The organism is Pseudonocardia sp. P1, from assembly GCF_000178675.2.
Classification (GTDB): domain Bacteria; phylum Actinomycetota; class Actinomycetes; order Mycobacteriales; family Pseudonocardiaceae; genus Pseudonocardia.
On record NZ_ADUJ02000001.1, the window covers coordinates 3,899,608 to 3,919,886 of the forward strand.

Below are 20,279 nucleotides of genomic sequence, written 5' to 3' on the forward strand. Positions count from 1 at the left end.
GCGGGATCCTCACGCGGAAAGCAGCGTGACGGTCGTCACACCTTCTACTCCGGGGGGAGGCCGATGGTCCAGCCGGTGACGTCGCGCATCGCGATCTGCCAGCAGGCGGGCTCGGTGTAGTTCGGTGCGGCCGCCGACGTCGGCACGATCAGCGCGTCGGTGAAGTAGATCCACCGGATGTCCTTGACCGGGATGGGGGCGCCGGGCCGGTCGCCGTCCCGGCCCTCGGCCATGTCGAGGAACATCTGCACCATCGCCTCGGCGGACTCGTTGCGCGCGTGGCCCTGGGTGAGGTGACGCAACTGCTCGCCGAGCCGTCGCAGCCAGCTGGCGGGGTGCACGGCGTTGCCGAAGACGAGGCCGGCCGAGGTGGCGACCGTCAGCGGCACGCTGTTGCGCTCGTCCTGGTAGGCGACCGACAGCACGGCCTGCAGGTAGCTCGGCGCGCTGAGCTCGGGGATCGTCACCACCCGTTGCGCGTCCGACATGTCGGCGGGACCGTCGGCGTTGACCGTCATGCCCGCTGACGCTAACGGGGGACGGGCTGCTCCGGACAGGTCCGCGTCGCCCTGACGAGAACCCCCGCCCGGCGGAGTGCACGCTCCGGCGGACGGGGTAACCCGATGCTCAGGAAAGTGGCGTGCCGGTCGGGGCGTCGGTCTCGGCGCGGCGCGGGGCGGGCACGTTCCGCAGGGCGTCGTCCGCCACCGGGACCGGCGCGGTGATCACGTCGAACCGCACGCCGGCTCCGCCGGGGCCGACGCCGGAACGGTGCTCGTGCACCGGCACGTCGAAGCCGCGCTGCAGGGCCGCCGTCCGCAGGGCGTCGTGCACCCGGTCGGCGGTGCCGGCCTGCCCGAAGTCGCCGCGGTAGTGGTACGCCAGCAGCGTGCCGCCCGGGCGCAGCCGGTCGAGCAGCGCGGTCGTGCCGACCCGCAGGGTCACCGGCTCCCAGTAGTAGAGGACGTCGGTGCAGACGATGAGATCGAAGGTGCCCTCGGGCATCTCCCGCGGCATCGTCCGCCGGGCGAACTCGGCGGAGGGCACCCGGACGGCGGCGCGTTCGACGGCGGCGTCGCAGATGTCCACGCCGAGCAGCGCGTCGGCGTGCGAGGCGAGCCGCACCGACAGGTCGCCCTCGCCGCAGCCGACCTCGAGCACCCGCCCGAACCGGCGCCCGCTCAGGGTGTCCATCACCGTGCCGTACTTCTGCTGCTCGTACGGGTTGACGCCGATCGCGTACGGGTCGGGACGGCTGTAGAGCCGGTCGTGCGTGCGCCGGCCCCAGCCGGGCTGCCAGATCCAGGTCAGGTCCGCCCAGCGGGGGTCGGTCTCCGGGCGGCCGGCCCGGGCGATCCGGCGCACCGGCGCGGCGGCGGCGCGGGCGCACCCGCTGAGCGTCATGCGGACGACGCGGCGGGCGAGATCGACCGGCGACGGGCGGGTGGACTGGCTGTCTGCCATCGGGCACTCCGGGGTCTGGGGAGCGGTGACGCCCGGTGTGTCGCCGGTGACCGGTCCGTTCGTTACTCCACTCGCCGGAGCAACCCCCGATGCGGTGATCGGGTGACCGCGGTCAGGGAGTGCCCTTGCGGGCCGCCGTCTCCTCCGAGGCCTTCACGACCTGCACCTGGTCGCCGATCTGCAGGTAGTCGAAGTACGCCTTCGCGTCGGCGTCCGGGAGGTGGATGCAGCCGGCCGAGGAGCGATCGGGGTCGCCGCTGTGGAAGGCGATGCCGCCGTCGTTGAAGAAGACCGACCACGGCATCGGCGCCGGGCGCCCGTCGGCCGTGCGGGACTCCTGGCTCTTGTGCTCGGCCTCCTTGCGGTAGACGCGCAGCGAGTGCCCCACCGGGGTCTCCTGCCCGTTCCCGCCGGAGGAGATGCCGATCGGCCCGCGGATCACCTTGCCGTCCTGGATCAGCCACGACTTCTGGGACTCGAGGTCCACGCAGGCCTTCGCCGCGACGGAGCACGGGGTCCCGGGGACGAGGGGCTGCGCGCGGGCGTCGTCGGCGGCCGGGGAGCCCGCTGCGGCGCTGCCCGCCAGTGCGACGCCGGCGACGGTGGCGACGCCGAGCGCCAGCGCGGCGAGACGGCGCGGTCGCTGCCGGTCGGTGTCCATGGGTGGTGCTCCTGTTCGTCCGCGTCGCCCGGGGGTGGCGACGCCGCGTGGTCGATCCGTCACAGGAGGAGACGCGTGGGCCGCCCCGGGGTTGCGTGACGTAAAGATCGGCGTGCGTGCCCAGTCTGCCGGTCCGCGGACGGCGTCCCGGCGGCGGTGCGCTCCCGTCCCGATCATCCGGATCGCCCGGTGGGCCGGTCCTGTCCGGTCCTGTTCGGTCCCGTCCGGTGCCCGCCGTCCGGAGCAGTCCGGGATGCACACCCGGCGCACAGCCGGTGCACACCGGATCCGCGGGATGTGCCCGGAACCTGGATCACGAGCGGCCGGGACACCCGGCCCGGATCCACGGAGGACACGATGAGCCCGACCACCCGCGACGACCAGGCCACGCCGGCCACGGAGGAGACCGCCGTCCTGCGGCGGCCGGACCGGTCCGCGCCCGCCGGTGGGCAGCCCGGGCCGGGGGAGGCGGCGGAGCCCGGCCCCGGCTCACCGCAGGACGGCGGCACGGCCCCGGCCGCGGCCGGGTCGGCGAAGGCCGGCCGGGCGCGGCGCACCGTCGGCGTCCGGATCACGGTGCTGATCGCGGGCATCGCGCTGGTGGCCGGCGTGGCGCTCGGCGCACTGGCCGGGTCGCTGTTCGGCGGACCCGGCGGCCCGGGCGGTGGCCCCGGTGGGCCGGGTGGCGCGGCCGGCGGCCCGCCCGGGACGTCCGCCCCGCAGGACGGCGGCTCGGGCTCCCGGGGCTCCGGCACGGGCTCGGGCGCGGACTCCGGCGCGGACTCCGGCACGGGCGGTTCGGGCACGGGTGGTTCGGGCACCGGCGGCTCCGGCGCCGGTGGCGCGGGCGCGGCGACGGACTCCGGGACCACCTCGGGCACCTGACCCGCACACGACGACGCCGGCCGTCCCGCGGTGGGGACGACCGGCGTCGTCGTGTGCGTGCGGCCGGGTCTAGTGCGGGGTGACCTCACCCATCTCGACCCACGCGTCCTTGCCGTCCTCGCTCTGGAAGTTGATCAGCGGCTTCTCGGGGACGACGGTCCCCATGAAGTCGAAGAACTTCTGCGCGTGGTCGGTCTTGACGTGCTCGTCCCCCGCCTTGCTGTCGCGGAAGACCTCCACGATGACGAACTCGTTCTCCTTCTCGAAGTTCTCGTGGTAGTCGAAGGAGATGTTGCCCGGTTCCGAGTTCACGTTCTTCTTGTACTCGGAGATCCCGGACAGCCATTCGGCGCGCTTGTCCGGCCGGATCTGCGCCTTGAGGACGATGAGGATCACTGTGGCCTCCGGCTCACGGTCGTCGGGAACGTCGCCGGAATCCTTCCACGGACCGGCCGCGTGCGGGCGTCTCAATCGTGGACGCCCGGCCCTTGATCAGGAGAAGGTCTTCGTGTCGATCACGAAGCGGTACCGGACGTCGCCCTTCACGACCCGCTCCCAGGCGTCGTCCACGTCGTCGCAGGAGATCGTCTCGATCTCGGCGCCGAGGCCGTGCTCCGCGCAGAAGTCCAGCATCTCCTGGGTCTCGCGGATACCGCCGATCTTCGAGCCGGACAGGCTCTTGCGGCCCGCGACCAGCGAGAAGCCGTGGTACTCGAGCTTCCCCTCCGGGACGCCGACGTTGACCATCGAGCCGTCGAGCTTGAGCAGGCCCAGGTAGGCGTCGACCGGGATCTGTGCCGCGACGGTGTTGACGATCAGGTCGAACGTGCCGGCCAGCGTCTCGAAGGTCGCCTCGTCCTCGGTGGCGAAGTAGGCGTCCGCACCGAAGCGCTTGCCGTCCTCCTCCTTCGACAGCGACCGGCTGAGGACGGTCACCTCGGCGCCCATCGCCTTGGCGATCTTGACGCCCATGTGGCCGAGGCCGCCCATCCCGACGACGGCGACCTTCTTCCCGGGGCCGGCGTTCCAGTGGTTGAGGGGCGAGTAGAGCGTGATGCCGGCGCAGAGCAGCGGTGCGGCGACGTCGAGCGAGACGCCCTCGGGGATGCCGAGCACGTAGTTCTCGTCGACGACGATCTGCGTCGAGTAGCCGCCGTAGGTGAGCTCGCCGTCGTAGTGCTGCGAGTTGTAGGTCTGCACCTCGCCCTTGAGGCAGTACTGCTCCTCGCCCGCCAGGCAGTTCTCGCACTCACGGCAGGAGTCGACGAAACAGCCGACGCCGACCCGGTCGCCGACCGAGTAGCGGGAGACGTCGCTGCCGACCGCGGAGACGGTTCCGGCGATCTCGTGACCCGGGACCATCGGGTAGATGCCCTCGCCCCACTCGTCGCGGGCCTGGTGGATGTCGGAGTGGCAGATGCCGGCGTAGGCGATGTCGATGACGACGTCGTGCGGCTTCGGGTCGCGGCGCTCGACGGTGCCGCGCTCGAAGGGCTCGTTCGGGCCTGCGGTCGTCATGGCGGGCACGGTGGTGGGCACGGTTTCCTCCACACGGGGATCGGGTGCTGGCGTACGACCGGGCGTCATCGCCGCGGTGATGTCGGTGGCGGCTCGCGAGGGGCCGCATCGTCACATGGCTACCCGGGAATGGTTGTGCGCAATCGTTCTGCGGCACAGGTCACCCGGCGCTCCCGCGGGGTCCTAGGCTGACCCCATGCGACACGCCGCGGACCAGGGCCGACACCGGCTCGGGCTTCCGGAGTGGACGGTCCTCGCCGTGGCCGCCGAGCGGCCCGTCCACGGGTTCGCGGTCGCCGCGCTCACCGCGTCCGACGGCGAGCTGGGCCGGGTCTGGCAGATCCCCCGCCCGGTCGTCTACCGCGCGATCGGACGCCTGGTCGATGCCGGGCTGATCACCGCCGAGGCCGTCGAGACCGGTGGCGGGCCGCCCCGCACGCTCTACGCCTCGACCGCCGAGGGGCGCGGGCTCGTCGACGCCTGGCTGCTCTCCCCGGTCCCGCACGTGCGGGACCTGCGGTCGGAGTTCCTGCTCAAGCTCGCGATCCGGCACCGGCGCGGCGCCGACCCGGCCCCGCTCGTCGCCGCCCAGCGGGAGGCGCTGGAGCCGATCGTCGTCGCGCTGCGGGAGGAGCAGGCGGGTGCCGACGACTTCGACCGCGCGCTCGTCGCGTGGCGGCGGGTCTCGGCGGAGGCCGCGCTGAGGTTCCTGGACGAACTCTGACTTGTGCTCCGACGTCGGATAGCGGATAGTTCTGCTATCCAAACGGGAGGCGGGGTCGTGGTGGAGATCCGGATCGGGGACGACGAGCGGGAGCGCGCCATCGCCCAGCTCGGCAGGCACGTCGGAGCGGGCAGGCTCGACCTGGCCGAGTTCACCGAGCGCAGCGAGCGGATGGCCGCCGCGCGGACCCGCTCGGAGCTCGACGCGGTGCGGGCGGACCTGCCGCACCTGCCCGACCCGGAGCGGGAGGCGCGCGTCCGCCGGACGGTGCTCGCCGCGACCTGGGGGCCGTGGGCGGTGACGGCGGTGATCTGCCTCCTGATCTGGACGGCCGTCGCCGTCGCGGGTGGTGGTGGGTACTTCTGGCCGGTCTGGGTGATCGGCCCGTGGGGCGCGCTCCTGGCGCTCGGCACGCTGACCGGTGCCCGGGTGTTCCCGTGCGGAGGGGTGCGGCACGGCCGGACCGGGTAGACCGGGTCCATGGCCCGACGCGACCTGACCTGGATCCCGCGCCTGCTCGGCGCGGCCACCGCCGCCTACAGCGTGGCGATCACCGCCAAGCCGGAGCTGTTCCTGCGCCCGACGAAGCTGCTCGGCGACGGCGAGCAGCCCGACGCCGGGCAGCGGGCCCTCACGATGGCGATCGGCGGCCGCGACCTGGCGTCCGGGCTCGCGATGCTGTTCGCCCCGGCCGGAACCCCGCTGAAGACGGCCGTCGCGGTCCGGGTCGGCGCGGACGTCGCCGACCTCGCGGTTCTCGGTTCGCAGCTGCCCGACCGCGACGCCCGGGAGAAGGCGACGATGGTCGCCGCGGGCTGGGGTGCGCTGTGCGCGTTGTCGATCCTCGCCGCCGACCGGCCGCGCCGGTGACCTGACAGCGACGCCGCCCATCGACGATGATCGGTGGATGGCCACGAGCACCGGGGGCGACCCCCATCTGGAACGCGCCTACACACTGACCGGCCCGGACGACGCGCGCGCGCTCTACGACGACTGGGCCGCCACCTACGACGCCGACCTCACCGGCGACGCCCAGGGCTACGTCGCCCCCTCGGTCACCGCCGACGCGGTGGTCGCCGCCGCGGGCACCGGCGGCGAGATGCTGGACGCCGGCTGCGGCACCGGCCTGGTCGGTGTCGCGCTGCGCGAGCGCGGGGTCGGCACCGTCGACGGGCTCGACCTCTCGCCCGGGATGCTGGAGCGGGCCCGCGCGACCGGCGCCTACCGCGACCTGCGTGAGGCCGATCTCACCGCCGCGCTGGAGCTGCCCGACGACCGGTACGACGTCGTCGTCTGCGTGGGGACCCTCACCCACGCCCACGTGGGCCCGTCCGCCATCGGCGAGTTCACCCGTGTCGTGCGGCCCGGCGGGTACCTGGTCGCCACCGTGCTCGACGACGTCTGGGAGGACGGTGGCTACCGGGCCGAGGTGGACCGGCTGGCCGCCGCCGACGTCTTCGAGGCGGTCTCGATCGAGATCGCCCCGTACCGCTCCGGCCAGCAGGTGGACTGCCGGCTGCTGGTGCTGCGGGTGCGGTAGCCACACTGTCCGGTATGAGTTCCGACCGCGGCCCCGTCGTCGGGCGCCGGATCCTGATCGCGCTGCTCGCGCTGGCCGTCCTGGTGCACGCGCGGCTGGTGGCCGTGGTGGGCTCCGCCGCGCCCCTGATCGCCGTGCTCGACGGCGTGGTGGCGATCGCCGCGATCGCGGCACTGGTGCTGGTGATCCGGCGGGCGGACGGACCGGCACTGCTGGCGTCCGCCGTCGCCGGTGGGCTCGGGGTCGCGCTGTTCCTCGTGCCGGGGTTGGTCGTGCTCGCCCAGGGGCAGACCTGGACCGCGTGGCTGGACCCGTGGGCGTTCGGCGCGCTGCTGCTGGACGCGATGGTCGTGCGGATCGCCGTCTTCACGCTCCGAAAGGTCGACGGGACCCCCACCCGCACCTAGTCACCGTGGTGTAAGCCACGGCACCGGAACCGCCGGAACATCTCCGTATCGAAAGCAACAGCGGTCTGCGTTGATCGTTCGTAACCATTGAAATGTGGTCGTGACCAGCGGATATAGCAACTTCCGTTATTTCCGTGTGATAGGTCACGAGGGCCCGGCTTGACCCGATCTCGCACTTTCGGCGACCTTCGATGTCGCTCTCGGCCGTCCCGAGGTCGGAGCGAACACCACAACGCCGGAACCGCCACGCCAGGACGGCCCCGTCCCACGGTTTCCGGGTAGTCGACCTGCTTCGGGCGGGACGGGGCCGCGGGCCGCGAGCGATCCCTCGCGTGAAACCGGACGGCGCTCCCCGCGCGGCCGGCCCGCCCGGAAAGTCGTGGGTCCGGAACCAGGTGAATCAGATGAGCAGCACGCGCATGTCCATCGTTGGGCGTTTTGTCGGAACTCTGACGGCCGGCATCCTGGCGTTCGGGGCTCCGCTCGCCCTGGCCGGGACCGCGAACGCCGCCCCCGAGACCACCGCCGCGGTCACCCCGGCCGCCGCGACCGCCCCGACCCAGTCCGTCTCCACCTCCACGTGGGACAAGCTCGCCAAGTGCGAGTCCGGTGGCGACTGGACCACCAACACCGGCAACGGCTTCTCCGGCGGCCTGCAGTTCACGCCGTCGACCTGGAAGGCCTACGGCGGCAAGGGCAAGCCGCAGAACGCCAGCAAGTCCGAGCAGATCCGCGTCGCGGAGAAGGTGCTCGACGGCCAGGGCTGGGGTGCCTGGCCGGCCTGCTCCAAGAAGCTGGGCCTGGCGTAAGACCCCTGCTGCGACGGGCGGTGACCTCCACGGTCGCCGCCCGTCGTCGTGCGGCAGGACCGTGTGGTCAGGCCGCGCGCAGCCGGGTGACGACGTCGAGGACCAGCGCGGGATCGGCGTCGTACGGTGTGTTCAGCGAGATCCGGTCCACCAGGTCCCCGTAGCGGGAGACCACACCCGCGGCGACCGCGTCCGGTGGGCCGGAGACCGCGAACAGGTCCAGCACGTCGTCGTCGACCAGCCCGGCCATCTCGTCCCAGGCCTGCTGCCGGGAGAGCCTGTTGAGCCGGTCGGCCAGCTCGCCGCGACCGTGGTGCTCCAGCACCGGACGGTACGGCGGCGTCGACGCGTAGAACGCGATCTGCCGGCGCACCCCCGCCTCCGCGGCGGCCCGGGCGTCGGCGTCCGCGCCGAGCACCACGAACACCGGCAGGCAGACGTCGAACCCCGTCAGGTCGTCGGTCCCGCGGCCGCGGCGCAGCGCGGGCAGCGTCACCTCCGCCAGGTACGACGGCGAGGTCAGCGAGTGCGCGAGCAGCCCGTCGGTGACCCGGCCGGCCACCTCCGTCATCCGTTCCCCGACCGCCGCGAGCATCACCGGCGGCGGGCCGTGCGGGTTCGGGCCCGGGGAGAAGAACTCCGTCATCAGGGTGTGCGAGTAGAACTCGCCCTCGTAGCGGAGCCGGTCGCCGGTCGCCCACGCGTCCCAGATCGCCCGCAGGGCACGGACGAAGTCCTCCATCCGGGCCGCGGGCCTGCTCCACGGCATCCCGAACCGGCGCTCGATGTGCGGACGCACCTGCGAGCCGAGGCCGAGGTCGAACCGCCCGCCGGAGACCAGCTGCACGTCGTTGGCCTGGTACGCGAGCGTCATCGGGTTGCGGGCGAACGCGACCGCGATCGCCGACTGCAACCGGATCCGGCTGGTCGCCCGCGCGGCGAGGCCGAGCGCGACGAACGCGTCGTGCGAGGTCTCCGGCACCGAGAGGGTGTCGTAGCCCTCCTTCTCCGCCTCGACGGCGGTCGTCTCGGTCTCGAGCGGACCGGCGGAGAACCCGCCGGTGGTGTCCACGCGCACTAGTGGCTCCTCGTGTCGGGGACGACGCGGTCGAGCCAGGTCAGCAGCTCGGCGACGATCTCGTCGCGGTTCGTCTCGTTGAACACCTCGTGCCGGGCGCCCGGCCAGATCCGCAGCGTCACGTCGTGCATCCCGGCCGCGGCGTAGCGCTCGGTGAGCGGGCGGACCAGCGCCAGGCCCCCGTTCACCGGGTCCTCGTCGCCGACGACGACGTGCACCGGCAGCCCGCCCGGGATCCGCCGGAGTGTTGCGGCGTCGGCGAGCGGCCGCGCGCGCTCGAACATCGCGCGGGTGCCGGGCAGGTCGATGCCGAAGCCACAGCGCGCGTCGCCGACGTAGGCGTCCACCTGGGCGGTGTCGCGGGACAGCCACTCGTAGCCGGTGCGCTGCTCGAACGGCGCGTTGAACGACGACAGGTCCATCGGGACCGAGAGGTCGAGCCCCTGCTCCATCAGGTCCAGCACGGCGGTGCCGGACAGCACCACGGCGTCCGGCGGTGGCGCGTCCGCGACCAGGTACTGCTGCACCGCGAACGAACCCATGCTGTGCCCCAGCAGCACCAGCGGCACCCCGGGCTGCTCCTCGCGGGCCTGCGCGGACAGCACGCCGATGTCGGCGACGAGCTGGTCCCAGCCGTCGTCACCGAGCACGCCGTAGCCCTCCGGCCCGCCCGCGGTGGCGCCGTGACCGCGGTGGTCCTGGGCGTACACGGCGAAGCCGCGACCGGTGAGCGCCGCGGCGAGCGCGACGTAGCGCAGCGCGTGCTCGCCCATCCCGTGCGTCAGCTGGACGATCCCCCGCACCTCCTCCCGGTCGTGGGGGAGCCACCGGTAGGCGGTGACGGCCGTGCCGTCCCGGCCGGAGAAGGTGAAGGTCTCGGTCCCGCTCATGTAGCGCACCGCCTCGTGCGTCGGATCGATCTCGCCGGATCGTCCGTCACGGCGTGACGGACGGTCAATGCTCACCGGGTTCGAGCGTGCCGCGCAGCCAGTCGACGGCGCGGGCGCTGAAGCCGTCGGCGATCGTGGTGCCGGTGCCCCAGCCGTCGAAACCGTGCGGTGCGCCGGGCACGACGTCGAGGGTCACCGGCACGCCCGCGGCGCGGAGCCGGTCGGCGTAGTCGACGTCCTCGTCGTGGAACAGGTCGACGTCGCCGACCCCGATCCAGGCCGGTGGGAGACCCGCGAGGTCCTCGCGCCGGGCCGGGGCGGCGTACGGCGGCGGGGTCACGGTGCCGGGCGCGTGCCCGAGGTAGCTGCGCCAGCCGACCTCGTTGTTGCGGTTGCTCCACACGCGGTGCCGGGGCAGGTCGAGCTCCCGGCGGGCGGCGGTGCGGTCGTCGAGCATCGGGTAGAAGAGCCACTGCGCGAGCGGCTGCGGGCCCTGCTCGTCGTGCAGCCGCTGCGCGAGGGCCGCGGCCAGGCCGGCCCCGGCGCTCGCCCCTCCGACGACGATCCGGCCCGGGTCGATCCCGAGGTGGGCGGTGTCGTCACGCAGCCGGGTCCAGGCCGCGTGGCAGTCGTCCACCGCGGCGGGGAACGGGTCACCGGGGGCGAGCCGGTAGTCGACCGAGACCACGACCACGCCGAGCTCGGCCGCGAGCGTGCCGCAGCGCTTCTCGTCGATCATCGGTGAGCCGAGGACCAGGCCACCGCCGTGGATCCACAGGAGCGCGCCGCCGGACGCCCGGTGGTCGGGCACGTAGATCCGGACCGGTGGCGGGCCCGGCTCGGTCGTAGTGCGGACGCCGTCGACGGCGACCGGGCGGCCGCGCCGGGACAGGCGCTGCCCGAGCCGCAGCAGCCACGGGAGGTGCAGCGGCAGCGGCGGGACCCGGCGCACGGGGCGCCGGAGCTCCCGGGCGATCCGGTCGGTCGCTGCGGTCCGGTCGGTGCCCACCCGTGTACCTCCCCCGCGACGGCCCGTCCGTCGCCCGTCCGATCATGGCCGAGCCCCCGTCGTCGTGCCCGGCCGTGCACCGGGACCGGGGGCTCAGCTCCAGCTGTCCGGGCGGCGGGCGACCGTGTGGATGTGGTCGACCTCGGCGGCGCCGAGGGCCGGTGCCATCCCCCGCAGCGCGAACACGAGCGCCCCCTCGGTCGCGACGACGACGTCGTCGGGCCAGCGCCGGACCCGCATCGGGGTGCCGACCACCGCGACGACCGGCCGGACCCGCACGTCGGCGGCACCGGGCCCCAGCCGGGGGAGCAGCAGCTCCCGGACCCGCCGGGCCTCCGCACGGGCCCGTGGGATCGCGTCCGTCGCGACACCCGAGACCACCAGGCGGTCGCCGTCGAGGAGGACCGTGCGGTGACGGTGGTGCCGGGTGTTGATCACGCAGATCCCGGGCGGGCCGATCAGGACGTGGTCGAGGTCGGCCGCGCCGCCGTCGAGCGGGACCGAGTGGAGCACCCGCCAGCGCGGTGGCCTGCCCAGCAGCCGGTCGCGCCGGGTCCGCCCGGTCAGCCGCTCCAGCAGGTGCGCGGTGCGCACCTCACCGTCGGCACCGAGGCGCCAGTTCCGGTCGGGCCGGCCGGCGCTGCGGACGTGGGCGGCCACGTGGCCCGCCCGGCGCCCCGGGTAGTGCTGGGCGAGGTCGAGTGTGCGGGAACGGTCGACGGTGTCGTGGGTCCCGGTCCTGCCTGTCGTGTCCGTCATGGGCGGAGTGTGGACCCGACCCCCGACAGGAACCGGGCCGCGCGGTGGTGGCGGCGCCGGTACCGTCGCGAGGGGGTGGTGGCCGTGGATCCGCGATTCGAGTCGCCGGTCGACCGGGCCGTCCGGGAGGCGGCGGAGCGGGGCGAGTTCGACGACCTGCCCGGCAGGGGCCGCCCGCTGCCGGGCGCCGGGACCACCGGCCCGGTCGACGAGAACTGGTGGGTCCGCGGCTACCTGCGGCGCGAGGGACTCTCCGGCGACGCGCTGCTCCCGCCGTCGGTCCAGCTCCGCAAGGAGCTCGACGGGATCGACGCGGCGGTCGTGCGGTTCGCCGACGAACGCCGGGTCCGCGAGCACGTCGACGAGGTCAACTCCCGGGTCGTCGACTTCATGCGATACCCGATGGGGCCGCGGGTGCCGATCCGGAAGCTCGACGCCGACGAGGTGGTGGCCCGCTGGCGGGCCGGCCGCGCGCCGCGCCGTACCGGACCGGCGGCCGGGGCACCGTCGCCGGCACGCGCCGCCGGCGCCCCGCCGCCCGGCCGCGGGTGGTGGCGCCGCCTGCTGCGGCGCCACTGACCGGGGCGGTGCAGCGGCCTCAGCTGCGTGCCGGGACCCGGGGTGCGAAGTGGCCGGGCGAGGCCAGCGGACGCTCGGTCTCCAGCAACGTCTTGAGCGCCGCGAGAATCGCGGGCCAGCCCTCGCCGACGTCGCGCATGTCCTGGGTGCCCTGCTCGTCCGGGGTGAAGCCGGTGTGGGTGACCTGCAGTTTCACCGCCTCCTCGCCGAACGCCGAGATCCCGAACTCGACGACCGTCGGCGGCCGTCCCGCGGCCTCCTCCGCCCGCCCGGTGAAGGTGTACGAGAGCCGGTGCGGCGGCTCGACGGCGAGGATCCTCCCGATGAAGTCGTCGCGGTCGGGGTGTACGGCCTCGAGCGGGCTGCCGACCTGCCAGTCCGAGGTCAGCTCGGCGCCGCCCCAGTACTGCATCGTGAACTCGGGCGTGGTCAGCGCCCGGAAGACCTGCTCGGGCGTGCTGCGGATGTAGGTCGTGTAGACGTAGGTGCGGTCAGGTGCCTCGGTCATCGTCGTCCTCCAGCGCGGCGCGCAGGGACGTGATCGCCTGCACCCGGCTGCGCTCGAACTTCCCGATCCACCGGTCGTGGATCTCCTGGATGGGCACCGGGTCGAGATGGTGGAGCTTCTCCCGGCCGCGGCGGACGGCGGACACCAGCCCGGTGGACTCCAGCAGCCCGAGGTGCTTGGAGACCGCCTGCCGGCTCATCTCCAGGCCATCGCACAGCTCGCCGAGCGTCTGCCCGCCCCGTTCGTGCAACCGGTCGAGGATCTGCCGCCGGGTCGGGTCCGCGAGGGCCCGGAAGACGGCGTCGACGTCGGTCACGCGGCCAATTATGCAACCAAAAGGTTGCGTGTCAAGCGCGGCGCCACCGGCCCCAGGGTTTCTCCACCGACAGCACCGTCGCGGTCAGCAGCATCACCTGGTGCACCGCCGAGCTCAGGACGAGCGACCAGAGCAGCGACCGGTCGTCCCCCGTCGCGGCGGCCTCGATCCATCGGGTGTTCAGCACGACCGAACCGACGATCACCGTCAGCGCCAGCACGGTCTTCGCGACCACCCAGCGGTACCGGACCAGCCCCCACGGCGTCCCGATGCCGAGGGTGGCCCCGGTCAGGACGGTGCCGACCGCGAAGAACGGGATGATCCCGTTGCCGACCAGCGCCATCGCCGGGACCGCGAAGCCCGCCCCGGCCCCCTGCACCAGCACCGACGCGGGCAGCACGAGCATCACCAGGGACAGGCCGGTCCAGCCGGCGGCGAGCACGACGTGCCCGGTGCGCAGACCGCTCCGTGCCCGGCGGGGCAGCCGCCGGGCCGGTGCGGCGCGGGCGGAGGGGACGGCCGTGGCGGTCACCGGAGCTCCGCGGGGACGGCCTCGTCCGGCGACGGCTCGCGCTCGGCCCGCCGCGAGTGCACGAACAGGATCAGCCCGAGCCAGAACGCGGGCCCGATCGGCATGAACAGCGGAGCCGGGCCGAACACGGCCGCGACCACCAGGAACAGCAGCACGGCGACGGTGATCCCGGCGTGCACGCCGAGGATCCGGCGGGCGCGCGGGGTGAGCGGCCCGCGCCGGGGCCTGCGGGGCTGCGGCGTCGGCGGCAGGCCGGCCAGCAGCGGGACGAGCTGGGCGCGGGTCCGGGCGGCGTAGGCGGCGGCCTGGCGCTCGTCGGCCTCGGCGAGGGTCAGGCGGCCCTCGGCCGCCGCGTGCCGGAGCCGGTCGGTGACGTGCTCGCGTTCGGCGTCGGAGGCGAGGACGGCGTCGTCGCCGGTGCTGGTCGTGGGTGCGGGGACCGCGTCGGTCGTGGTGACCGCCGGGACCTCGTCGGTGGTGTCCGGTGTGGTCGTCATGGCGGCAAGCCTGGCCGCGGGACGTGCCCGCACGCGTCCGTCCGCGGTCGCCGATCCGGCTGCTGCCCGGGTGGCAGGGCGGCGGGCGGGTGTACTCCCCACGGGGTACCTGGCCGGTCACCGCCCGGACGACGCCCGCCGCCGGTGTCGCGGTCTACCGTGTCGCCGTGCCCGCCGATCGCCGTCCGCGCTGGTGGGGCGGGGTCGTGCGGACCCTCGTCCTGCCCGCCGTCGTCGCGCTGCTCACCGCCGGTGGGACGGCGTTCGGCGCGGCCCGGCGGGGCGGCTGGGAGTGGTACGGCGGCCCGGTGCTCCCCGGTGGCGGGCCGTCGATCGACGGGCTGGCCGTCGTCCTGCTGGCGATCGGGCCGCTCGCGCTGGTGTTCCGGCGGGCCGACCGGATCGTGGCGCTGGCCGTTGCGGCCGGGGCCGTCGTCGCCTACCTGGGGCTGGGGTACCCGCCGACCGGCCCGACCGGGCTGGCGCTCGGTGTCGCGATCGTCTCCGCGGTCGCCGCCGGGCTGCACCACCGGGCGCTCGTGGTGGTCGTCGCGGCCGCCGTCGTCCTGGTCGGCTGGGTGCTGCTGAGCGGACGGCCGGTGCCGTGGACCGCGGGCGGTCCGGTCCTCGCCTGGCTGCTGGCGCTGTTCGCGGTGGGCGCGCTGTGGCGGGTCCGCCGGGAGCGCATGGAGCAGGCCCGCCGCGCGGCCGAGGAGCAGCGCCGCCGCCGGGCGGGCGAGGAGCGGCTGCGGATCGCGCAGGAACTGCACGACGTGCTCGGCCACCACGTCTCGCTGATCAACGTGCAGGCCGGGGTGGCGCTGTTCCTGATGGACGACGACCCGGAGCAGGCCCGGACCGCGCTCACCGAGATCAAGCGGGCCAGCCGCGACCTGCTCCGCGAGATGCGCTCGACGCTGGGCGTGCTGCGCGCCGTCGACGAGGAGGCACCCCGGCTGCCGACCCCGGGCCTGGACCGGCTGGACGCGCTGCTCGACGAGGTCCGCGCCGCCGGGCTGCCGGTCGACCGGCGCACCGAGGGCGAGCCCCGGCCGCTGCCGACCGGCGTCGACCTGGCCGCCTACCGGATCGTGCAGGAGTCGCTGACCAACACCCGCCGGCACGCGGGGGCCGCGGCCGCCGTCGTCACGCTGCGGTTCCCGGCCGGCGAGCTGGAGCTGACCGTCGACGACGACGGCACCGGCCCCGCCGGGGACGCGGTCGAGGGGACCGGACTGACCGGCATGCGGGAACGGGCCCGGTCGGTCGGCGGCACGCTCGACGCGGGCCCCGGGCCGGAGCGCGGGTTCCGGGTGCACGCCCGGCTCCCCGCCGCGCCGCTCGGCGAGCCGGACGGCGACGGCGCCGTCGGAGCCGGGAGGGTGGACGCGTGATCCGCGTGCTCCTGGCCGACGACCAGGCCCTCGTCCGCTCCGGGTTCCGGGCGCTGCTCGGCTCCCAGCCCGATCTCGAGGTCGTCGCCGAGGCCGGGGACGGCGCGGAGGCACTCGCCGCCGCCAGGGCGCAGTCGCCGGACGTCGTGCTGATGGACATCAGGATGCCCGGCACCGACGGCCTCACCGCCACCCGGGAGATCACCGGCGACCCGGGGCTGAGCGGGACGAGGGTGATCGTCCTGACGACCTTCACCGACGACTCGTACGTGTTCGAGGCGATCCGGGGCGGCGCCAGCGGGTTCCTGGTGAAGGACTCCGAACCGGCCGACCTGATCCACGCGATCCGGATCGTGCACGGCGGCGAGGCCCTGCTCGCGCCGGCCGTGACCCGCACCCTGATCGCCGAGTTCGCCGCCCGGAGCCGCGGCGGCCCGGCCGTGTCGCCCCGGCTGGACGCGCTCACCGAGCGGGAGCGCGAGGTGCTCGCCGAGGTCGCCGCCGGACTGTCCAACGACGAGATCGCCGGCCGCCTGCACATGAGCCCGACGACGGCGAAGACGCACGTCAGCCGCACGATGACGAAGCTCGGTGCGCGGGACCGCGCCCAGCTCGTGGTGGTGGCCTACGAGTCGGGGCTGGTCCGGCCGGGCTGGACCGGGTGAGGGTGCGAGGATCCCGGGGGTGACCTCCACGACGACGGTGTTCGTGTTCAACGGCCCGAACCTGAACCTCCTCGGCACCCGCAAGCCCGAGGTGTACGGCACCACCGTGCTCGCCGACGTCGAGGCGCTGTGCCGCCGCAGCGCCGGCGACCACGGCCTCGCGCTGGACTTCCGGCAGACCAACCACGAGGGCACCCTCGTCGACTGGATCCACGAGGCCGGGAGCGCGGTCAAGCGTGGTGAGGCGCTCGGGCTGGTGCTGAACGCGGCCGCCTACACCCACACGTCGGTCGCGCTGCACGACGCGATCGAGGGCACCGAGCTCCCGACCGTCGAGGTGCACATCTCGAACGTGCACGGCCGGGAGACCTTCCGGCACCACTCGTACGTCTCGCCCGTCGCGACCGGGATCGTCGTCGGTTTCGGCATCGACGGGTACGCACTGGCCATCGACGGCCTGGTCCGGAAGGCCCGGCCGCTGCGGTCGGTCTGAGGCGGGCGCGCCCACGGTCCGGACGCGGGACCGGGCCGCCGCACCCCCTCGTGTGCGACGGCCCGGAAGCCCGGCTCAGCCCTCCATGGCCGACGGGTCCATCCAGACGAACTCCCAGCGGTGGCCGTCCGGGTCGTCGACGCTGCGGCCGTACATGAACCCGTGGTCCTGGGTCTCGCCGCCCTGCGTGCCGCCGGCGGCCAGGCCGGCGTCGGCGATGCGGTCGACCTCCTCGCGGCTCTCCACCCCGAGGGCGTTGATCACCTCGCGGGCGGTGCCCGCGTCGGCCACCGACGACTGCTTGGTGAACTCCGCGAACCGCTTCTCGGTCATGACCATCGCGACGATCGCGTCGCTGATCACGAACGAGGCAGTCTGCTCGTCGGAGAACTGCTCGTTGAGCGTGAACCCGAGCGCGGCGTAGAACGCCTTCGAGGCGTCCAGGTCGCTCGCCGGCAGGTTGACGAAGATCATGTTCGGCATCGAGGGCTCCTGGGATGTGCTGTGGCGCCGGGGTTCCGGTGCCGTTCGAAAGGGGAGACCGGGTCGCTCCCGGGAACTCATCGGGCGGGCTCAGGATTTTTCCGGGCGGTCCGGCAGGATCGGGGGCATGACCGATCGGAACGCAGGCGGAGCGAGCACCGGCACCGTGAAGTGGGGGATCGTCGGGCCCGGCCGGATCGCCGACAGCGTCGCACCGGACTTCGCGCACGTCCCCGGCGCCGAGCTGGTCGCGGTCGCGTCCCGGTCGGCCGAACGCGGCGAGGCGTTCGCCCGCAGGCACGGGATCGAGCGCGTCCACACCGGATACCGGGCGATCCTCGACGACCCCGGCGTCGACGTCCTCTACGTCGCCACCCCGCACCCGCAGCACCGGGCGATGGCGCTGGCGGCGCTGGAGGCCGGGAAGGCGATCATGGTGGAGAAGGCCTTCACGGTCAGCTCCGTCGGCACCCGCGAGGTCGCCGCGGTGGCCCGCAACCACGGCGTCTTCGCGATGGAGGCGATGTGGACCCGGTTCTTCCCGGCCGTCGTCCGGCTGCGGGAGCTGGTCGCGGAGGGCGCGATCGGTGAGGTCCGCTCGGTGCAGGCCGACCTCGGCGTCCGGAACCGGACCGGCGCCGACGACCGGTTCTTCTCGCCCGAGCTGGGCGGCGGCGCGCTGTTCGACCTGGGCGTCTACGTGATCTCGTTCGCCCAGATGCTGCTCGGCAGCCCCTCCGAGATCGCCGCGAGCGGTGCACTGGCCCCGACGGGCGTCGACCTCGAGGAGTCGATCCTGCTGGGCTGGCCCGACGGCCGCAGCGCCGCACTGCAGGTCAGCCTGCAGTGCGCCATGCCCGGCTCGGCCCGGGTCATCGGGACCGAGGGCTGGATCGAGGTGCCGCCGCGGTTCCACCACCCGGACCGGATCGTCGTGCACCGGCACGGGGCCGACCCGGAGGAGATCGTGCTGCCCGCCACCGGGCGCGGGTACGCGCACGAGATCGAGGAGGTGACCCGCCGGGTCGCCGCCGGCGAGACGGAGAGCCCGGTGATGCCGCTCGCGGACACCGTCGCCGTGCAGGACGTGATGGCCGCGGTGGCCGACCGGATCGGGATGGTGCCGGAGGAGGGCCCGGCCACGCTGTGAGGCCGTGCCGTCGCAGCTCGTTGCTGTGAGCTAACAGTCGGGTGCAAGACCTTTACCTCGTGCAAACCAGCGAGTAAACCGGGCCCGGTGACCGACCTCACCACACCACCAGAGGGCCGGGAGAAGACCTTTCTCGGCCACCCCACACAACTCGGGACGCTGTTCGGCGTCGAGATGTGGGAGCGCTTCTCCTTCTACGGCATGCAGGGGATCCTGCTGTACTACATGTACTTCGCCGTGACCGAGGGCGGACTCGGGATCGACCAGGGCACGGCGGCCGGGATCGTCGGCGCCTACGGCGGGACGGTCTACCTCTCCACGATCGTCGCCGCCTGGGTCGCGGACCGGATGTTCGGACCCGAGCGGGTCCTCTTCGGAAGCGCGCTCTCGGTGATGGCCGGGCACATCGCCCTGGCCCTGGTCCCCGGCGCCACCGGGCTCGCCATCGGCCTCGTCCTGGTCGCCTTCGGCAGCGGCGGGGTCAAGGCCAACGCCTCCACGATCCTCGCCACCCTCTACGGCCCGGGCGACGACCGCCGCGACGCCGGCTTCTCGATCTTCTACCTCGGCGTGAACATCGGTGCCTTCACCGGTCCGCTGCTGACCGACGGCCTCCGCGTGGTCTGGGGCTTCCACCTCGGTTTCGGTCTGGCCGCCATCGGTATGGCGCTCGGCCTGGTCCAGTACTGGTTCAACCGACGCAAGCTCCCCGCCACGGGCTGGGTGGTTCCCAACCCGCTCCCGGCGGCCGCCCGCAGCCGGGTCCTGGTCGGCGCCGTCCTGGTGCTGGCTGCGATCGCGGTCCTCGTCGCGACCGACGTCATCACCGCGGACCGGCTGAAGTGGATCGTGTTCGGCATCGTGGTGGTCGCGACGATCAGCTACTTCACGCTGATGCTCTCGAGCCCCAGGGTGGAGCGGATCGAGCGGCGACGCGTCCTGGCGTTCCTGCCGATGTGGATCGCCAGTGCGGTGTTCTGGGCGATCTTCCAGCAGATCTTCACGGTGCTGGCGATCTACTCGGAGGAGCGGCTCGACCGGTCGATCTTCGGGATCTTCGAGATGCCCCCGGCCTGGAGCCAGTCCATCGAGCCGGTCTTCGTGATCCTGCTGGCAGGCGTCTACGCGACGGTCTGGACGAAGCTCGGGCCGCGACAGCCGTCCTCCCCGATGAAGATGGCGATCGGCACCGTGGTCGTCGGACTCGCCTTCCTGCTGTTCGTGCCGTTCGCCGGGACAGGGCCGAACGGGACCCCGCTGCTCGCCCTCGTGGTCATCCTGCTGGTCTTCTGCCTGGCGGAGCTGTTCACCTCGCCCGTCGGCCAGTCGCTGTCGACGAAGCTCGCTCCGCAGGCGTTCCAGACCCAGATGGTGGCCCTGTTCTTCCTCTCGGTCTCGATGGGCACCGTGATGTCCGGCCTGCTCGCCGAGCTCTACACCGCGGACAACGAGGTGGCCTACTTCGGGATCACCGGTGTGGCCGCGATCGTCGTCGGGATCGTCGTCATGGCCACCGTCCCGAAGCTCAAGGTGCTCATGGAAGGCGTGCGCTGAGCACCCTTCTCGAACGCCGGTTCGAGCTGTCCCCAGCTGTGTGCACACCTGTGGACAACTCGGCCTGCCTGTGGACGGACCGGGATCACCGGCGGCGGGTACGACGGACCGACGGCCGGTCCATCCCGTCGCCGGTCATCTCCCGGGCGACCCGCACGACGTGCGCCCGGACGTCCGGTGGCTGGTCGGCGATCCGCATCGCGAGGAGTTCGAGGACCGACGCGAGACCGAAGGCCATCTCCGGGCGGGCCAGCCCGGCGTAGTGCGCCTGCACCGCCTCGTGCCGCAGCCGCGCGGCGGCCGCGAGCACGGTCTCGCGGTCGGTGCGCAGGGCCGCGAGCCGGCGTCGTTCGTGGGCGTTCAT

The 20,279-nt window shown here is 73.7% G+C and carries 28 protein-coding genes; 13 read left to right on the forward strand and 15 right to left on the reverse strand.

Annotated features, from left to right (window positions below):
* Window positions 1-44: 44 nt before the first annotated feature.
* The 3 genes from PP1_RS17905 to PP1_RS17915 all read right to left on the reverse strand — a co-directional run bounded on the left by PP1_RS17905 (window position 45) and on the right by PP1_RS17915 (window position 2,125).
* The gene (locus tag PP1_RS17905) at window positions 45-518 is read right to left on the reverse strand and encodes a hypothetical protein (RefSeq protein WP_010223895.1); all 474 of its coding nucleotides are present in this window, start codon (window positions 516-518) and stop codon (window positions 45-47) included.
* A 109-nt stretch (window positions 519-627) separates the two neighbouring features.
* The gene (locus PP1_RS17910) at window positions 628-1,464 is read right to left on the reverse strand and encodes a class I SAM-dependent DNA methyltransferase (RefSeq protein WP_010223893.1); all 837 of its coding nucleotides are present in this window, start codon (window positions 1,462-1,464) and stop codon (window positions 628-630) included.
* Window positions 1,465-1,576: 112 nt separating this feature from the next.
* A complete protein-coding gene (locus tag PP1_RS17915; RefSeq protein ID WP_010223891.1) occupies window positions 1,577-2,125 on the reverse strand; it encodes a L,D-transpeptidase in 549 nt (182 codons plus the stop codon).
* Between the two features lie 357 nt (window positions 2,126-2,482).
* On the opposite strand from PP1_RS17915, the gene PP1_RS17920 reads away from it, so the two are divergent.
* Window positions 2,483-3,010 (forward strand): hypothetical protein, encoded by a 528-nt coding sequence (locus PP1_RS17920; RefSeq protein ID WP_170918917.1) that lies wholly within the window; start codon window positions 2,483-2,485, stop codon window positions 3,008-3,010.
* A 69-nt stretch (window positions 3,011-3,079) separates the two neighbouring features.
* On the opposite strand, the gene PP1_RS17925 is transcribed toward PP1_RS17920, so the two are convergent.
* Both PP1_RS17925 and PP1_RS17930 read right to left on the reverse strand, forming a co-directional pair.
* Window positions 3,080-3,406, reverse strand: a complete 327-nt coding sequence (locus PP1_RS17925; protein WP_010241481.1) for a putative quinol monooxygenase — start codon at window positions 3,404-3,406, stop codon at window positions 3,080-3,082.
* 96 nt (window positions 3,407-3,502) lie between these two features.
* The gene (locus tag PP1_RS17930) at window positions 3,503-4,528 is read right to left on the reverse strand and encodes an NAD(P)-dependent alcohol dehydrogenase (RefSeq protein ID WP_033200538.1); all 1,026 of its coding nucleotides are present in this window, start codon (window positions 4,526-4,528) and stop codon (window positions 3,503-3,505) included.
* Window positions 4,529-4,724: 196 nt separating this feature from the next.
* Between PP1_RS17930 and PP1_RS17935 the strand changes: the two genes are divergently transcribed.
* The 6 genes from PP1_RS17935 (at window position 4,725) to PP1_RS17960 (ending at window position 8,008) form a co-directional block, all read left to right on the forward strand.
* On the forward strand, window positions 4,725-5,252 hold the full coding sequence (locus PP1_RS17935; protein WP_010241477.1) for a PadR family transcriptional regulator: 528 nt from the start codon (window positions 4,725-4,727) through the stop codon (window positions 5,250-5,252).
* A 57-nt stretch (window positions 5,253-5,309) separates the two neighbouring features.
* Window positions 5,310-5,723, forward strand: a complete 414-nt coding sequence (locus tag PP1_RS17940) for a DUF1707 SHOCT-like domain-containing protein (RefSeq protein ID WP_010241476.1) — start codon at window positions 5,310-5,312, stop codon at window positions 5,721-5,723.
* Between the two features lie 9 nt (window positions 5,724-5,732).
* Window positions 5,733-6,122 carry a hypothetical protein gene (locus PP1_RS17945; protein WP_010241475.1) on the forward strand — a complete coding sequence of 130 codons (390 nt, stop codon included), beginning with the start codon at window positions 5,733-5,735 and terminating at the stop codon, window positions 6,120-6,122.
* A 37-nt stretch (window positions 6,123-6,159) separates the two neighbouring features.
* On the forward strand, window positions 6,160-6,792 hold the full coding sequence (locus PP1_RS17950; RefSeq protein ID WP_010241474.1) for a class I SAM-dependent DNA methyltransferase: 633 nt from the start codon (window positions 6,160-6,162) through the stop codon (window positions 6,790-6,792).
* Between the two features lie 14 nt (window positions 6,793-6,806).
* Window positions 6,807-7,199 carry a hypothetical protein gene (locus PP1_RS17955; protein ID WP_010241473.1) on the forward strand — a complete coding sequence of 131 codons (393 nt, stop codon included), beginning with the start codon at window positions 6,807-6,809 and terminating at the stop codon, window positions 7,197-7,199.
* Between the two features lie 404 nt (window positions 7,200-7,603).
* Window positions 7,604-8,008 (forward strand): transglycosylase family protein, encoded by a 405-nt coding sequence (locus tag PP1_RS17960; RefSeq protein ID WP_443217600.1) that lies wholly within the window; start codon window positions 7,604-7,606, stop codon window positions 8,006-8,008.
* 67 nt (window positions 8,009-8,075) lie between these two features.
* On the opposite strand, the gene PP1_RS17965 is transcribed toward PP1_RS17960, so the two are convergent.
* The 4 genes from PP1_RS17965 to PP1_RS17980 all read right to left on the reverse strand — a co-directional run bounded on the left by PP1_RS17965 (window position 8,076) and on the right by PP1_RS17980 (window position 11,744).
* Window positions 8,076-9,086, reverse strand: a complete 1,011-nt coding sequence (locus PP1_RS17965) for a TIGR03617 family F420-dependent LLM class oxidoreductase (protein ID WP_010241471.1) — start codon at window positions 9,084-9,086, stop codon at window positions 8,076-8,078.
* On the reverse strand, window positions 9,086-9,976 hold the full coding sequence (locus tag PP1_RS17970; RefSeq protein ID WP_033200537.1) for an alpha/beta fold hydrolase: 891 nt from the start codon (window positions 9,974-9,976) through the stop codon (window positions 9,086-9,088). Before PP1_RS17970 ends, PP1_RS17965 begins: the two co-directional genes overlap by 1 nt.
* A 64-nt stretch (window positions 9,977-10,040) precedes the next feature.
* A complete protein-coding gene (locus PP1_RS17975) occupies window positions 10,041-10,985 on the reverse strand; it encodes an alpha/beta hydrolase (protein ID WP_010241467.1) in 945 nt (314 codons plus the stop codon).
* 93 nt (window positions 10,986-11,078) lie between these two features.
* The gene (locus PP1_RS17980; protein ID WP_010241465.1) at window positions 11,079-11,744 is read right to left on the reverse strand and encodes a nuclease-related domain-containing protein; all 666 of its coding nucleotides are present in this window, start codon (window positions 11,742-11,744) and stop codon (window positions 11,079-11,081) included.
* A gap of 84 nt (window positions 11,745-11,828) precedes the next feature.
* Between PP1_RS17980 and PP1_RS17985 the strand changes: the two genes are divergently transcribed.
* Entirely contained in the window at window positions 11,829-12,323 is a 495-nt protein-coding gene (locus PP1_RS17985) for a J-domain-containing protein (protein WP_170918092.1), read from the forward strand.
* Window positions 12,324-12,342: 19 nt separating this feature from the next.
* On the opposite strand, the gene PP1_RS17990 is transcribed toward PP1_RS17985, so the two are convergent.
* Genes PP1_RS17990 through PP1_RS18005 form a run of 4 tightly spaced genes read right to left on the reverse strand, consistent with a single transcriptional unit; the run spans window position 12,343 to window position 14,176 of the window.
* Entirely contained in the window at window positions 12,343-12,831 is a 489-nt protein-coding gene (locus tag PP1_RS17990) for an SRPBCC family protein (protein WP_010235556.1), read from the reverse strand.
* Complete coding sequence (locus PP1_RS17995; RefSeq protein WP_010235553.1) at window positions 12,815-13,147, reverse strand: ArsR/SmtB family transcription factor; 333 nt, start codon at window positions 13,145-13,147, stop codon at window positions 12,815-12,817. The genes PP1_RS17990 and PP1_RS17995 overlap by 17 nt, the downstream gene beginning before the upstream one ends.
* Window positions 13,148-13,178: 31 nt before the next feature.
* Complete coding sequence (locus PP1_RS18000; protein ID WP_010235550.1) at window positions 13,179-13,679, reverse strand: hypothetical protein; 501 nt, start codon at window positions 13,677-13,679, stop codon at window positions 13,179-13,181.
* Window positions 13,676-14,176, reverse strand: coding sequence for a DUF1707 SHOCT-like domain-containing protein (locus PP1_RS18005; RefSeq protein ID WP_083680149.1), 501 nt, complete (start codon window positions 14,174-14,176; stop codon window positions 13,676-13,678). Before PP1_RS18005 ends, PP1_RS18000 begins: the two co-directional genes overlap by 4 nt.
* 167 nt (window positions 14,177-14,343) lie before the next feature.
* Between PP1_RS18005 and PP1_RS18010 the strand changes: the two genes are divergently transcribed.
* From PP1_RS18010 to aroQ, 3 genes are read left to right on the forward strand one after another with little or no spacing between them, the layout of a single operon-like run.
* Window positions 14,344-15,570, forward strand: coding sequence for a sensor histidine kinase (locus PP1_RS18010; RefSeq protein WP_139323991.1), 1,227 nt, complete (start codon window positions 14,344-14,346; stop codon window positions 15,568-15,570).
* Window positions 15,567-16,235, forward strand: coding sequence for a response regulator transcription factor (locus PP1_RS18015; RefSeq protein ID WP_010243643.1), 669 nt, complete (start codon window positions 15,567-15,569; stop codon window positions 16,233-16,235). Before PP1_RS18010 ends, PP1_RS18015 begins: the two co-directional genes overlap by 4 nt.
* Window positions 16,236-16,254: 19 nt before the next feature.
* Window positions 16,255-16,728: a type II 3-dehydroquinate dehydratase gene (gene aroQ, locus PP1_RS18020; RefSeq protein WP_010243642.1), complete on the forward strand. Its 474-nt coding sequence runs from the start codon at window positions 16,255-16,257 to the stop codon at window positions 16,726-16,728.
* A 75-nt stretch (window positions 16,729-16,803) separates the two neighbouring features.
* On the opposite strand, the gene PP1_RS18025 is transcribed toward aroQ, so the two are convergent.
* The gene (locus tag PP1_RS18025; RefSeq protein WP_010243641.1) at window positions 16,804-17,211 is read right to left on the reverse strand and encodes a VOC family protein; all 408 of its coding nucleotides are present in this window, start codon (window positions 17,209-17,211) and stop codon (window positions 16,804-16,806) included.
* Window positions 17,212-17,338: 127 nt separating this feature from the next.
* On the opposite strand from PP1_RS18025, the gene PP1_RS18030 reads away from it, so the two are divergent.
* Both PP1_RS18030 and PP1_RS18035 read left to right on the forward strand, forming a co-directional pair.
* A complete protein-coding gene (locus PP1_RS18030) occupies window positions 17,339-18,361 on the forward strand; it encodes a Gfo/Idh/MocA family protein (RefSeq protein WP_010243640.1) in 1,023 nt (340 codons plus the stop codon).
* 87 nt (window positions 18,362-18,448) lie between these two features.
* A complete protein-coding gene (locus PP1_RS18035) occupies window positions 18,449-19,915 on the forward strand; it encodes a peptide MFS transporter (protein WP_029240125.1) in 1,467 nt (488 codons plus the stop codon).
* Window positions 19,916-20,000: 85 nt separating this feature from the next.
* Here the strand turns inward: PP1_RS18035 and PP1_RS18040 are convergent, their stop codons facing one another.
* Window positions 20,001-20,279 (reverse strand): hypothetical protein, encoded by a 279-nt coding sequence (locus tag PP1_RS18040; protein ID WP_010243638.1) that lies wholly within the window; start codon window positions 20,277-20,279, stop codon window positions 20,001-20,003.